Genomic DNA, 13,944 nt, shown 5'->3' on the forward strand with positions numbered 1-13,944 from the left:
TATACTGAAAAATATTAAATAAACGGTGGGGTATGAAATATCTATTGATCGGCGCTTTGGTTATCGTTCTTGGTGCATTTTACTTCATGGATAAGAGCAATAAAGCTGATGCAGAGAGATTGAAGCAGGCTGAAATTGCGCATCAACAAAAATTAGAATCTGAGCGCGCCGCAGAATTAGATAAACAACTTGGTGGTACTGCGATTAAAAAAGAAACCATTCAACAGGTGGTTGATGCAAAGCTAACTGAAAACCCTGAAGTTACACCTCAGCAAGCGAGTGAGCTTAATAAAATCATTTTAGAGTGGACAGATGCTGCAACAGTTGCAGGAGCAACGAGCAGAATTACACTATCCCAGCCAGTAGCAAAAATGCAGGAAATTAAGCGAAATATATCATCAAAAAAATATCAAGGCTGCGCTGAGTCAACACGCCTTTTATACGTGGATGCTATGACCACCAATATTGATGCATACCTAACCTTTATGCGTGGGAGTGAGCATGAGTTGGAGGCAGCCACAAAAATGATTGATTATAGAAAGCAACTTGAATTGGCTGAATCGGAAAAAAAGAGTTGCGCTGTATTGAGTTGATTCAATCAAAACATAACCCACTTCGGTGGGTTTTTTAATGCCCAAAATTTGAGGTTGGTATGGCAAAAAATTTAACTTTCAAGTTGGTAATGGAAGCCGATACCAAAGGCTTTGTTGGCAATATGCACCAATCCGAAAAAGCCGCAAAGGAGGCGTTTGCGGCGTTAAAGGATGGTGCGGCGTCGGTTACAGGGAATACTGAAGGTGCTACCAAAGAGATTGATAAACTTGGCACACAGTCACAAGAAACAGCGCAACAAGTAAAGCAGCTAGATAAAGAGCTTGAAACAACCACTCAAGAATTAAGCCAAACAGAGCAAGCATCTAAAGGTGCATCTAGTGAGTTACAAGGATTAAAGACAGGGTTTAATGCGCTCACTGGTGCACTGGCAGCACTTGGTATTGGTACTACTGCGATGGAGCTTGCCCAGACCGCAGATGAGTACAAGAACCTATCGGGGCGTATTCAAATTGCTATTGGTGATCATGGCAATTTAGAACAGGCGATGAATGATGTTAAAAACGTCGCCATTGCCACAAACTCCAACCTGACGGCTACCGGTGATTTATTTGCCAGACTAACCCAGATTGGCGAAGAAATGAAGTGGCCTCAAGAGCAGGCACTAGCATTAACAGAAACCATCAACAAGGCAATTCAGGTTGGTGGCGGATCAGCAGCATCAAATGAGGCTGCTATCACTCAGCTAAACCAAGCCTTAGGCTCAGGTGTGCTTCGTGGTGATGAATTTAACTCAATGATGGAGCAGTCACCACGTTTGGCTCAGGCATTAGCTGATGGTCTGGATGTAACCACTGGCAAACTGCGAGAAATGGCAGGTGAAGGCAAACTTACAACCGAGGTTGTTACACAGGCGCTTTTAAGTCAGAGTGAGCGAATCAGTTCCGAGTTTGATAAGTTCCCAGCAACGATTGGCGCATCTATTGAGAACTTGAAAACCGCATGGACCATGTACATTGGTGAGGCGGATGCTGCAACTGGAGCAAGTTCAAAAGTCGCTTCTGCAATCAAGTTTGTGGCCGAAAACCTCGATTCGATTGTTTCAACTCTGATGCTGGCTGGCCAAGCTTTTGTTGCCTATAAGGCACTGAATATTGGCTTAATGTTTTTGGACAAAGCACGAAACATTCAGGCGGCTTCTACCGCAATCACTCAGGAAACATCAGCAGTTGTTGCTAATACGCAGGCGCAGATTGCCAATGCAAATGCCACACGCACAGCGGCCGCAGCTAAAGGGCAATTGGCAACGAGCTCCAATGCCGTAACAGCATCAACCAAAGCGGCGGATGGCGGCATTATGACGCTGGTTGGTCGATTGGGCACTCTGGGCATTGCAATCACTTCATTGGGTGTTGTGGGGGCTGCTGCGTATGGCATGCTTGAGCCACTTGGCACCTGGATGGGTGAAGCTGCTGCCAAAGCCATGGGTTATGGTGAAGCGCTTGAAAAACTTGAGCGTCAGGAGCAGTTAGATATTGCTCGGGCAAAAGTGGTAGCTGAATCCAAAGCTGAGATTGCGGCTGCAGCAGAAAAGAGCCGTGACAAAACTTATCAGCTGACAGAAGAAGCTAAAAATCTTGTCGAGCAGTTTGATGAGCTTATTGAAAAAGGTGAGCCAACCAAAGAGGCATTGGATAAAATCACCAAGGCCATGCAGTTTGACTCTACGAAAGGCATCAATGATGCAGTAACCTCTTTAATTCTGCTTAAAGAACAAGGCGAGATAACTGCTGAAGAGTTGCAACTCAGTCTGGGGCAGGCGCTTGATGGTAAGGATCTGGTCGTCTTCGAAACCAATGCCCGGGCAGCTTTTGCTGGCACTGCAAAGGAGGCTGAAAAATCGGCCGCCGTGACAGAGGCTGTAATGCGTGCCGCACTGGAACGCACCGGACTAAGCACAGAACATCTTCAGGGTAAGTTTTCGAGTTCATTTCAATCCGCTGCAAACAATGTCCAAGTTGTTATAGACAAATTGGATGAGTACAAGGCACAAGGAATTGATACAGGGCTTGCGCTATCAAGCAATCTAAACAAAGCCATTGATACTGCGCAAACCAGAGCAGAGCTTGATTATGCAAAAAGCAAGTTAATCGAGCTTGAGAGACAAGGGTTAATTACTGGTGAGCAAGTAGCGCTCGGCCTAAGCCTGATTGAGAAAAAGGGAGCTGATCTACCAGCTGCATTAAACCCGGCTATTGCGGCTTTTAATGCTCTAGGAATCAAGACCAAAGACCAATTAGCAGAGGCGGCTGTTGTAGCTCAAAGAAACTTTGAAGTGGTATCTCAAAGTGGCCAGGCGACAGCAGAGGGTATTCAAAAAGCCTACACAACCATGCTGAATGCAGCCATTGCATCTGGTGACAAGGCTCAAATTGCATTAGTCCAGTCCAAGGCGGCAGCACATGGGCTTCGTGTTGAAATCGACGACACCGGTAAAGCCTCAGTCAAAGCCATGGATGACTTGACCGAAGCAAACCACCGTGTCCGTGATTCTGCCCGCCGTATTGGTGATGGTTATCGTGAAGCTGGCAAAATTGCACGTGATGAAGCCAACGCTGCTCAACAAGCGTGGAATAAGGCCGTTGAAGAGTCAGCCAGAAAATGGGATGCCGAAATGAAACGCCAGGGCGAAGGCTTAAGCGCTGCCATTTCAGGCTATGAGTCATATTCTAAAAATGACGTCATTGCCCAGATCAAGAGCATGGGGTATAGCGATTCCGAGGCCAAAAAACTGGCCGGGTCTATCTGGTCCCAGGGCTTGAGTGCGGACCGTGATGCTAAATTTGCTGCATACGGCAAAGGCGGCAACCTGGCAATGAATAAGCTCATTGAGCAGGAGTTTAATAACGCTGCAGCGAAAGGCTTAACGACACAGCACGGTACCAACAAGATTAATGAATTACTGCGTAATCTTGATGTGAGAAGCACTGGCAGCGTACCAAAGGTGAATGACTATGCACCAAGCATCTCTTACCCATCTTTCAGTGATAGCTCATCCAGTTCGCAGAAAACCGCGACTTACGAGCTGATTGCAAATGGCCAGAGTGTAATGCTGCAGGGATCAGCCAACGATCAAAGCACGCTGGAACAGATTTTGGGTCAGTTGGGTCAATTAAAGAGAACAACATGAAACTAAAACGCAATTCAACATCTGAAACCGTCTCATTAGAAGACGGTTTTTTATGGTCTGATGAATTTAGCTGGAAGGCTATAGAACAGAAACAGGAGTATGCAATTGATGGCAGCCTGATCATCCAGGAGGGCACCAAGAAATCCGGCCGCCCGATCACGCTACAGCCTGCCGATACAACCATGGGCTGGATTCGACTTGTTGACTTACGCACGGTTTTGGCCTGGTCAAAACTGCAGAATGAAACCTTCACACTGCAGTTTGAGCAGCCGCATGACAACCGGCAATTTACAGTCAAATTCAATCATCAGGATGGTGCAATAGATGCCAGCCCGGTAAAGAGTAACCCGGCCATTTCACTGGATGATTATTACAACCTCATACTGCGATTTACGGAGCTAAACGATGGCAATTGAAACAAAAGATCTGGTGCTCTATAAGTCGGAGCGTTTGACTGACACTGAAGATGGCGGCGGGAAATATTCCGGTCAGGTGATTGTTGATGGCCAGAGTAATAACCTGTTCAACGATATTAGCGAGATGGACCGCACCATGGGTGATGTATCCATGCGCAAGATTTTCCCGGCTGTCATCACCGAAGATACAGATTCATTGATGGGTGCAACGGTATTCATTTCGGAAAACCCGCAAGACCCAAACGTATCCGCTCTATTGTTCAGTACAAAAAATTGGACAGATGAACGCCGTAGCGCCCAAAACCGAGTTGAAAATTACTTGGCTAAAGGTGGGCAGATTGCAGGCACACCACTTGATACACACTGGCAAGGCATGAAGCAGTTGCAAGTGGCTATGTTTCCGCAAGAGGCCGAGTCTAGCGTTGGCGATACCATTGTTCTAGTCAGTGACGAAGGCGAGGCGCTTGAATTTGAGCAGTATGTGCGTATTACTAAGGTTGAAACACGCATTGCGATTATGGTGATTGATAATAGAAATGTGGAATACAAGATTGCCACGTACACCATCAATGACCCACTTGAGCGTGATTTTGTCGGACTAACAGCACGGCAGTGGTACGGTGGTAACACACAGTCTAAAACCATCATTCGTGAATCCCTGGTTGCAGATACAGGCGAATATTGTGCATCGGTAAAATTGGCATCAGATGCACAAGTGGGTGAGTTCACTGTGAATGCGTCGAGCATGTTTACGCAGTTGATTCCATCTGCACAGACTGAAACCCCGATTGTTGATGTGAATGCTGCAGGTGAGAGCGTTATTTTGGTACCGGGTAATGACGGCACCATTACTGCAAATTTTCCAACCACCGTTGGTGTAAGCCAAAACTTGTATTTAGGCTCAAGCGTGATGCCCTCAAGCATTGCGTTTACGTTGTTTGGCCAGTCTGTTAGCGATCAAGGCGGCTTGCTTAAAAACAGCCAAGGCACACAAGTCGGTACGATTGATTATCAGCGTGGCTTGATTCAATGGACTTCTGCGGCGGGTGCGGGTTCGACCACTTTAGAAATAACATTTAAACCTGCTGCTGCACCAAAACAGTATTTTCAAAGCTATGCTATTCCTGTGACGCAAAATAGCCAAAGTTCCAACTGGACGGGCGTTTTAATCCCGATTCCTGCACCTGGTAGTTTGACGCTTTCGTATATGTCGCAAGGTAAGTTCTACGAGTTGAAAGACGATGGATCGGGTCAGTTAAAAGGCGTACACAGCTCGTTTGGCTCAGGCATGATTAACTATGAAACAGGTTCATTCTTACTAACCACAGGTGCTTTGCCCGATGTTGATACGCCAATTTTGGCGCATTGGGGCACACCGATAGCAACTTTCGTGCGAGCAGGTTTACACGTAGAGAAAGCAGGCTTTGATTTTGATCTTGGGCACACTGGTGTTGCTTCGGGAATAACTGTGACTTGGGTGTTAGAGGGTGAAACTAAAACCGCATCTAGCAATTCAAAAGGCTTGTTTACAGGTGATGCAGCAGGGTATGTCAACTACGCCACAGGCACAGGTCGAATCATTCCAAGCAAGCTTCCGCAGAAAAATACGCAATTCAATATCACGTATAACTATGGCCCACAGCTCGACCAGTCTAAGTCAGCGATACCCGATGCCAACCAACAACTGACGTTTACCATTGGTACGGGCTCAAATATTCAGCCAAGTAGTGTTGCTTTAGAGATTCCAGTGACAGATCAATCAGGTCTAAATACGCTTACTGTGCATCTTAAAGATGACCCTACAGGCGGCAATATGGGTAATTTAATTAATGATGCAGGTGATATTCAAGGCACGATTGATTACAACACAGGTCAATGCATTGTGACACCAACAGCTTCATACAAGACATTTAACTATGTGTATGAGGCAAGATATACAGCAACTTATGCGTCTGCATAAAGGTGGTCTAAATGGCTTTTTATTCTCCAGTCGCATCCCAAATTAATGGCGCGACACTTCAATTTCGAGCATATAACGAAACATCTATTTCAGTGAAATACCGAGATAGCTCAGGCGTAAACCAAAGCAGCACCATTGCTGTAGCGGATAAGTTACGACTTGACCTGTCATCGGGTTATGACGAGCAGATTTTGACAGGCTCGGCGCGCTTTAAAGTCGGTGCAGATACTTTCTTAGATCGTGATGGGCAACTTTATCGCAATGTAGACCCATCAAATAATAGCGGTATTGCGTCAGGTTCAATTCAGTACGGCACAGGAAGGGTTGAAATTGAGTCATGGACGCCAAACGGTGATAACACTGTTAGCTTAGACTCGCTGACGACTACAACCGACTTGCCGCCAATGAATCAAATCAGCTTTAGAACTCCCGTAATTCCAATTCGACCACAATCATTGACAGTTGTTGTTGCTTCGCTGGATTTTGGCCAACTGACTTTAACAGCGGATGAAAACGGTGTTATTGAGACTAGCCAGGCACACGGTACTATCAATTACGACACCGGTTTTGTGAGTATTTTCTTTTACACCAAAACCGAGATTACAACAGAAAATCAGGCCGAGATAGAAGCCCAAGCCTGGTACGACTCATTGCTTAAATATGAAGAACTGGACAAACAGTATGTGAATGTGCCGGTCTGGGTCGATGCATCATCTGTGCGCTATAACGCCGTGGCTTATACCTACATTCCATTGGATGCTGACATTCTTGGCTTATCAGCAACCCGCTTGCCGATTGATGGCCGAGTGCCGATTTTCCGAATCGGTGATATTGGAATTGTTAGTTCTAGTAAGTCATTTGAACTGCCGGATCATATTGCCGGAAAAACTTATGACTTGGCTCACCAGCGCATCAGCTGGGCTGAAATTGAAGATGCCAATGGTGCCAAGTTGCCATTTTCGATGTATGTAGTGGACTATGATTACGGCAAAGTCACGCTCAGCGGTGATTTTGCTTTAAATGCTTTGGTTGCGCCACTAACAGTAAAATATCGCTATCAGGATATGGGGCTGATTCGTGATGTGCAGATTAATGGCCAGATCACATTTACCAAGCCGCTCACCCATAACTATGATGCGCTTGATACGATTGTTGGTTCAGCCCTAGTAATTGGTGATATGCAGTCACGCTACACACGTAAATTTGTGCAGCAGTCATGGAACAATGCTTGGGCAGATGAAGCAACCGGTGGTGGTATCTCGGCAAACTACAACGATGCTCTATATCCAATCACTGTGACGAACAAAGGCGCAATTCAGGAGCGCTGGGCGCTAATATTTACAGATGCGACAAACTTCCGTTGTGTTGGTGAATATTCGGGGCAGATCGGCACGGGTAGTGTGAATGCAGATTTTGCACCAATTAACCCTGTGACTGGCTTGCCATATTTCACAGTGAAGAAAGAAGGTTGGGGTGCAGGTTGGGCAAACGGTAACGTATTGCGCTTTAATACTGTAGCTGCAAACTTTCCAGTTTGGGTGATTCGTACAGTGAAGCAATCTGAGCCAACAGTATTGTCGGATCAGTTCCAGATCATGCTACGTGGTGACATTGATCGCGTAGTTTAAAAATTAAATCAAATATGGCCGCTTTGTGCGGTATTTTTTATGAGTGAATAAAAATGGCAATGAAGCAGACACAAACCAAATTATTTGACTTTTCGGATGTAGGTTTGGACTTTTGTGCGGGTTCAAAAAACCTATTTCCAGATCGTTTTAAGAAGATGTTGGCACTAGGCTATAACGAGCAGACAGTTAGCAGTGTTGCAGTGGCAGGTAATCAAGTCACCTTAACTTATGGCGGTGCACATGGTTATGTGGCAGACCGTGTTTTGAAGGTGGACGCAGGTGCGCTTGCATTAGTAAATGATGGTGAATTCTGGATTGATTCAGTAACCACAAATACGGTGACATTTACACTAGATCCAGCGCCCCCATCAGTTGAGAGTGGATTTAATACACGCATTGCACCGCTTGGTTGGGAATTGGTTTATGAGCAAGCAAATATACATGTCTATAAACTAAAAGCACTAGATGAATCCAATATCTTTTTACGTTTGTGTTTTCAAAATAACACGGCATACAGAAACAGAGTCTCACCGTGTGTTGGAAGATCATTTAATCCATCCACTGGGGAAATTACAGATGAAGCAGCACTAGCTGAAACAAAAAATATAACCAGTCCGGCAACCTTTGCTTGGGAATTTAGCCTTGCTGCAAACGCCACGTATGATAACCACTCATACGCAAATGGATATAATATTTTTGGCCGCGCTGTAGTGGTGGGCAGCAAATACCACCTAGCCTTGCTTTGCTCTACTTGGAGCGGGTCCACTGCCAGAGTGAATGCTGTTATTCCATATCAATCATTAGATTATTCGGTCATTAAGTTGCCACTTTTACTTGGTGAGACCGCCACGCCTACAGGCAATGGTCAAAACAACCAACTTACGAACTTAAAATTGTATGCTGGAAAGTTTGAAACAAAAATACAGGCATCAAACAGCACTACATTTGCACCCTCCTATGCAGCAGCGCAGTCATTTCTGCCATTAGCAATTGATGGATTTAACACAACAACAGCTGGTCCATTAATGATTTATGAAAAAATATCTGGGCAGTTTTTGGGTATAACTAATGGTTTTTATTATACTTATTATGGTGTTTCATCGAGTGATGTGCCTTCTTCAGATAATAAAGTTGTACCCTTGCAGACAGCAGATGTTGACATATCTAGCATATGCTTTGTTCATTGTGTTGCTGCCGGGCAGCAAAATGTATTCTTCACTATACCGGTAGAGGAGATAAAAATTGCTTAAAATTTTTAGGGTATTCTTGGGTGGGTATGTGCCGAATACAGAGAAGATTGAGGGTATGGGTTATAAAATACTGCACATACCCAAACCGATTATTATGATGCTAAATTCAGATCAGGGATTAGGTCAGATCAAAGGCACAACTAAAAAAGTAGGCGCAAATTACTCACCTGTGCCCGTATGTTGTTTTAGGCGTGATAACAGGAAATTACTCTGGGAAATTAAGTCAAAGCCAGATGGAACTTATGCATTCAGGAATATTAAAAAAGATCTCGAATGCTTTGTCGTGGCATTTGACCCAAACAACCAATACAACGCAGTCATTCAAGATAAGGTAATTGCCAAATGAGTAAAACTTCAGTCAATGCTCGGCTTGCCATGATTCAAGCCTTTTCAGAATTTATGGATAGCGGTAGCCAAAGTGCTACCGTTATTTTTTATGAAGGTGTGCAGCCTACAGACACATCTGTGGTGGCAGATTCAAACAATGCTTTGGTGACATTGGTATTTCCTGAGCCGTGTATTAAAGAAGTCACAGCCACTTATATTGAGTTGCATCCAACGGACACTGGCTCAGTGATTAAAACGGGCACTGCAGCATGGGCGCGTATCTTCAATGGTGCAGGCGAAGTGGCAGCAGATTTAACCGTGGGTACTGATATATCACTAGCAAATACCAACCTAGTCGTGGGCGGTACGCTGTTTATCCAGTCCATCAAACTTAGACCGTAACTGAAAAGGGTGCTCATGTGGATTTTAAAAATAAGCTCGGCACCATTGATGCGCACAACCTAAACTTAAACTTTAAGCCTGAAAATGCCGACAGCCACAACATCACTCTCAATTTTGAGCACCTAGCCGACGGCTCGACTAATCTCAACTTTGGGGATGATGTATCCGCAGCTATTGACACGGTTTTAGAGACTGGTTTTAGTTTTGAAGTCACTGCAATTTATGCTGACAGTGGTGCCAATACTGTAGTCATAGACACGGTGCTGGATACTGAATTCAGCTTTGAAGTTGTCGCAGTCTTTAAAGAAAATACCGATGTCATCGGGCAAATTGATACTGTCTTAGACACCAGTTTTAGCTTTGAAATTGTTGCTGAATTCGCTGAAAACCTTTGCATGATTGATACGGTTTTAGATACCGCATTTCAATTTCAAATTGATGCGGTATTCGATATTAATCATATCGTCGGGGTGTCTTATGCGTTTGATGCAGGTTATCACAAGACAATCGCTGCGCTAAGTGTCACGGAAATACCGTGGGCAAAACCAATATTAAGAGTCTCAAATGAGGCTCTTTTTTATAACCAAGGTTTGGTGCTTAGTCAGCAAGCGTTTACCGGTTTTGAAAAGGCCGACTCACTAGCAAGTGCAGTCCGTGCAGAACATGAGAAAGCCACAGGTTTAAGCACTGATGCGTATGTGATCTGGGAAGAAGCGGATAAACGCTTCATTCACCAGCGTTATCTGCATGACGAAACAATCAAGCTGCGACACAACCGGGAAACTGTGTGGCAGGAAATGATCCGCCGGCGTAAAACGCTGACCTATTCCCATGAAGTAGCCCAGGTCTTTCAAAAACGCTTTGGCTATGACTGGGATAAAGGGCTTGAGCTGCTCACATACGACAGCATTGTCTGGGAAAAAGCCAAAGCTATTCATTATCGTAAGCATCCAATTCAACCATGGCCAAAGCCTGAATTGCCGCAATACGAAGGCACTGGCGATTTAAATTTTATCTGCTTATGTCATGACGTTGACTCACACAACGTTGTTTTAAACTTTGGGGTAGATGACTGCATACCAGCTCTACCAAATCAAAACTGGTGGTATGTCGTGAATGCATTACAAGTGACCCGGCTTGATACCGGTCAAGAGATTATTGTGCGGGATGGTAGTTATAACAGCAGCCGGGGAAGCTGGTGCTGGTCATATAGTCTGACAGTGCCAGCATCGGAAATGGAAAAGCTTGAATCGACCAGTCCAGTCATACTGAAAATTGTGGTAAACGGCAATGAGCACCACATGCTATATGAAGAGCATACCCGCACGCGCCGTTTTGCTGAAGAGTTTTACACACTGACAGGCCGCAGCCAGACCGCGTTATTAAGCAGCGATTATGCACCGCTGCGCTCATATTTACAGGAGAATGAACGCACCAGCGTGCAGCTTGTGCAGGCAGAACTGGACCGGGTGAGTAGCAGCATTGTCTTGAACTGGCAATTGATTGATGCGCTGGGCTGGATCGTTGAAACAGAGAGCTTGAGTTATACCAATCTAGCGCCAATTGATGCAATCAAGATGGTGGCCGAGGCTGGCGGCGGCTTTGTATATAGTGAGCAGGGCAGCAATACGTTGTCGATTAAGCCGCTCTACAAAAAAGCCTTCTGGGATGCTCTAACGGTTGATGATTACGACCGTTTATTACCTGAAAGCCTGGTCTTGCAGCACTCTGAGAGCTTTGAGGATCTGCGCGACTATAACGCGATTACGCTGACCAACCCGAGAAACGGAAACATTGGCCAAGTTAAACGTGCTGGTATGGCTGGTGATGTGTTGTTAGAGCCGGTCAGCAATCCGATGTTTAACCCGGTGAGTATGGGTAGTTTTGGTAAATCGAAACTGGCCAGAGTTGGCCGAGTAGAGCGGCATTCCTTTACTGCACCCATTCATGCCGATTTCAATGAATGTCAGCCGGGGGAAATTCTGGCTTTTAATGCCGAGTTCTGGGGAGTTGTAGACAGCGTAAATGTGGCATTTAGCCATGCAGAAGTGACACAGACAGTCAAAGTGGAGCGTGTGAATCGTGAACCTACTCCAACAGTTCCGTGATTTGATGAATCCGCAGCATGCTGAGTACATTGGCACCATCACCAGCGTGAGCCACCCAAACTATAAGGTTTTGGTTGATGATGGCTCAGGACTGGTCATGTGCACCAGCAATGTTGCATACAATTTAGGGCAGAAAGTTTTTATAGCGGGAGGAGAAATTAAGCGACCAGCACCGACCGGATCAGTTACACAGATTGAAGTTTAGAATTAAAGATGAGCACCCGAAAGGGCGTTTTTTATTACCAAAATTTAGGGGGCGCAATGCCAAATGACTACTCATCCGATCCACCACCAGAGCCGAAAGGCTCTTTTTTAATGCCAATTTTATAGGGGGATGTATGCCTGAAAATAGGCCGTACAGCAATAATGGATGGGAGGGGAAAATTGATTCCATTCATAAAGACATTCGATTGATTCTGGAGCATGTTGCACGCCAAACCTTTATTAACGAACACCATGAGAATGCAATTGCCAAAATTCAAAAAGAACTGGATTCACTTGAATTAAAGGTATCGGGCCTTGAAAACAAGTCTGCGACTCAGGATGGGGGCCTTGGGGTTTTAAGGGTTTTGCTCGGCCTTTGTGGTGGAACAGTTATAGCAGCATGCATCTGGGTCGGCGCATCAATCATTCAAATCAATCAAACACAATCACTCATGAAAGAGAAAGTCACGCGACTTGAGGAAACTATAAAATGAAATTCATTAACGATTCGCCGCTCAAGTACCTGGCATTTATTCTGCCGACACTGGGCGCATTCATCATGCTGGTGCTGATCCCTGGTCTGCAATGGGCCGTGGATTACAAAGTCATCCCGGTTGAATATCACGCTTATATCACCGGTACTGTGATGGTCATTTTGTCGTGGATCGGCAAGAAGATTTATCAGCCGGCACTGCACACCAGCCCGCTTGGCTTCGTCACCGTCACCGCTGGCCATAGCAATACTGATCCAGGTGCGGTGAATGGTAAAACCAAAGAAGCAGATCTGGTCGTCAATTTCCGCAATGCAGTGACTCATTATTTGCGTGAAGCTGGGCTGCAAGTCAAAACCGATGGCACCGGCACTAAAAACGATCCACTGTCTGCTGCGGTAAAGTTGATTCAAGACTCAAGTGTTGCGGTTGAATTTCACATGAATGCTGCAGCATCAAAGCAGGCCAATGGCATTGAAACGATTGCACTACCCAAAGACAAGAAACTAGCACAGGACTTATCTAAAGCTGTAGCAGATGCACTAGGCAGCCGCTTACGTGGGGACAACGGCTGGATTGATCAGTCTAAATCTGCGCGTGGTCGTCTGGCATACGTGAATGCTGGCGGTTTGATTGTAGAGCTTGGTTTTATCTCAAATGAGGATGAGCTTGCTCGATTCAATGCACGCTACTGGCTGGCTGCTAAGGCTGTGGCTAAAGTATTGATCGATTATGAAAAGCGCAATTAAGGCTTTATTGCTGTGCATCCTCCTATCAGGCTGCACAGCTCATTCAATTAGGCGAATGTGAGTGTGAGGATATGTGTGAAGGCTCTCTAAGTTAGAGCCCCGATTTGAAAGGTAAAGATCTCATATATCTGTTAGGAAAAAATGATATTCTGAGTCTCTATAGTATTCTTTTAAGTAGATTTCAGCTTCTTGTACCGCTCGAATGATGTGACGAGCCAAATAGATTTTTTGTTTGCCAAAAAAAATACATATATCATCCTCATAGTCTGAGGATAGTGTTAAATCGCCGATTTGAGCTAAGCTCCCCTTTCCAAGCATAACACTATAAGAAAAAATAATATTATTTTCTTTGGATAAGACATGATTATTTGAATCAACGTGGCAAACCGCATCTCTAGCATATTTTATAAGAAATGTTACGTTTGGAACCTTATTGGTAATTATTACATCATCAGTAAAATCAATAGTTTTGCCTTTTAAGTAAGATTTATGAGTTAAATCTCTTGAAATGATAAGTAAGTGAATTAATGCAGATTTAAAGAATGGGTTTTGAGGATCATTAAAAATACTACTAGAAATAAGTTGCTTAAACTCCCTTAGGGAGCCAACTATGTCACTCACAAAACGAAAATCATTACTCATACAAAACCCTCTAAGTTGTTAAAAT

13 protein-coding genes are annotated in these 13,944 nt (G+C 44.8%); 12 read left to right on the forward strand and 1 reads right to left on the reverse strand.

What is annotated here, in order from left to right:
* Positions 1 to 32 precede the first annotated feature (32 nt).
* From FTT89_RS08040 to FTT89_RS08090, 12 genes are all read left to right on the forward strand, one after another.
* Entirely contained in the window at positions 33 to 593 is a 561-nt protein-coding gene (locus tag FTT89_RS08040) for a hypothetical protein (RefSeq protein ID WP_045796787.1), read from the forward strand.
* 59 nt (positions 594 to 652) lie between these two features.
* On the forward strand, positions 653 to 3,742 hold the full coding sequence (locus tag FTT89_RS08045; protein WP_180172810.1) for a tape measure protein: 3,090 nt from the start codon (positions 653 to 655) through the stop codon (positions 3,740 to 3,742).
* On the forward strand, positions 3,739 to 4,158 hold the full coding sequence (locus tag FTT89_RS08050; protein WP_075167030.1) for a hypothetical protein: 420 nt from the start codon (positions 3,739 to 3,741) through the stop codon (positions 4,156 to 4,158). The genes FTT89_RS08045 and FTT89_RS08050 overlap by 4 nt, the downstream gene beginning before the upstream one ends.
* Positions 4,148 to 6,118: a hypothetical protein gene (locus FTT89_RS08055; RefSeq protein WP_180172811.1), complete on the forward strand. Its 1,971-nt coding sequence runs from the start codon at positions 4,148 to 4,150 to the stop codon at positions 6,116 to 6,118. Before FTT89_RS08050 ends, FTT89_RS08055 begins: the two co-directional genes overlap by 11 nt.
* 11 nt (positions 6,119 to 6,129) lie before the next feature.
* Entirely contained in the window at positions 6,130 to 7,746 is a 1,617-nt protein-coding gene (locus tag FTT89_RS08060) for a hypothetical protein (protein ID WP_180172812.1), read from the forward strand.
* A gap of 53 nt (positions 7,747 to 7,799) precedes the next feature.
* On the forward strand, positions 7,800 to 8,996 hold the full coding sequence (locus FTT89_RS08065; protein WP_180172813.1) for a hypothetical protein: 1,197 nt from the start codon (positions 7,800 to 7,802) through the stop codon (positions 8,994 to 8,996).
* Positions 8,989 to 9,342: a carboxypeptidase regulatory-like domain-containing protein gene (locus tag FTT89_RS08070; protein WP_180172814.1), complete on the forward strand. Its 354-nt coding sequence runs from the start codon at positions 8,989 to 8,991 to the stop codon at positions 9,340 to 9,342. The genes FTT89_RS08065 and FTT89_RS08070 overlap by 8 nt, the downstream gene beginning before the upstream one ends.
* A complete protein-coding gene (locus FTT89_RS08075) occupies positions 9,339 to 9,725 on the forward strand; it encodes a hypothetical protein (RefSeq protein ID WP_180172815.1) in 387 nt (128 codons plus the stop codon). Before FTT89_RS08070 ends, FTT89_RS08075 begins: the two co-directional genes overlap by 4 nt.
* Positions 9,726 to 9,742: 17 nt before the next feature.
* The gene (locus tag FTT89_RS08080) at positions 9,743 to 11,833 is read left to right on the forward strand and encodes a hypothetical protein (protein ID WP_180172816.1); all 2,091 of its coding nucleotides are present in this window, start codon (positions 9,743 to 9,745) and stop codon (positions 11,831 to 11,833) included.
* Positions 11,805 to 12,038, forward strand: coding sequence for a hypothetical protein (locus FTT89_RS14550; protein ID WP_075175600.1), 234 nt, complete (start codon positions 11,805 to 11,807; stop codon positions 12,036 to 12,038). Before FTT89_RS08080 ends, FTT89_RS14550 begins: the two co-directional genes overlap by 29 nt.
* A gap of 133 nt (positions 12,039 to 12,171) precedes the next feature.
* Positions 12,172 to 12,531 carry a hypothetical protein gene (locus FTT89_RS08085; RefSeq protein WP_180172817.1) on the forward strand — a complete coding sequence of 120 codons (360 nt, stop codon included), beginning with the start codon at positions 12,172 to 12,174 and terminating at the stop codon, positions 12,529 to 12,531.
* Positions 12,528 to 13,277 carry an N-acetylmuramoyl-L-alanine amidase gene (locus FTT89_RS08090; protein WP_180172818.1) on the forward strand — a complete coding sequence of 250 codons (750 nt, stop codon included), beginning with the start codon at positions 12,528 to 12,530 and terminating at the stop codon, positions 13,275 to 13,277. The genes FTT89_RS08085 and FTT89_RS08090 overlap by 4 nt, the downstream gene beginning before the upstream one ends.
* Before the next feature lie 120 nt (positions 13,278 to 13,397).
* Here FTT89_RS08090 and FTT89_RS08095 read toward each other — a convergent pair whose 3' ends face one another.
* Positions 13,398 to 13,919: a hypothetical protein gene (locus tag FTT89_RS08095; RefSeq protein ID WP_180172819.1), complete on the reverse strand. Its 522-nt coding sequence runs from the start codon at positions 13,917 to 13,919 to the stop codon at positions 13,398 to 13,400.
* Positions 13,920 to 13,944 lie beyond the last annotated feature (25 nt).

It is taken from the genome of Acinetobacter sp. YH01025 (assembly GCF_013420185.1).
GTDB lineage: Bacteria > Pseudomonadota > Gammaproteobacteria > Pseudomonadales > Moraxellaceae > Acinetobacter > Acinetobacter indicus.

What these genes read in the sequence shown, in the direction of transcription:
- FTT89_RS08050 (WP_075167030.1), top strand. Translation starts at nt 3,739, where the DNA reads ATGAAACTAAAACGCAATTCAACATCTGAAACCGTCTCATTAGAAGAC.
- FTT89_RS08085 (WP_180172817.1), top strand. Translation starts at nt 12,172, where the DNA reads ATGCCTGAAAATAGGCCGTACAGCAATAATGGATGGGAGGGGAAAATT.
- FTT89_RS08045 (WP_180172810.1), top strand. Translation starts at nt 653, where the DNA reads ATGGCAAAAAATTTAACTTTCAAGTTGGTAATGGAAGCCGATACCAAA.
- FTT89_RS08055 (WP_180172811.1), top strand. Translation starts at nt 4,148, where the DNA reads ATGGCAATTGAAACAAAAGATCTGGTGCTCTATAAGTCGGAGCGTTTG.
- FTT89_RS08095 (WP_180172819.1), bottom strand. Translation starts at nt 13,919, where the DNA reads ATGAGTAATGATTTTCGTTTTGTGAGTGACATAGTTGGCTCCCTAAGG.
- FTT89_RS08090 (WP_180172818.1), top strand. Translation starts at nt 12,528, where the DNA reads ATGAAATTCATTAACGATTCGCCGCTCAAGTACCTGGCATTTATTCTG.
- FTT89_RS08040 (WP_045796787.1), top strand. Translation starts at nt 33, where the DNA reads ATGAAATATCTATTGATCGGCGCTTTGGTTATCGTTCTTGGTGCATTT.
- FTT89_RS08075 (WP_180172815.1), top strand. Translation starts at nt 9,339, where the DNA reads ATGAGTAAAACTTCAGTCAATGCTCGGCTTGCCATGATTCAAGCCTTT.
- FTT89_RS08065 (WP_180172813.1), top strand. Translation starts at nt 7,800, where the DNA reads ATGGCAATGAAGCAGACACAAACCAAATTATTTGACTTTTCGGATGTA.
- FTT89_RS08060 (WP_180172812.1), top strand. Translation starts at nt 6,130, where the DNA reads ATGGCTTTTTATTCTCCAGTCGCATCCCAAATTAATGGCGCGACACTT.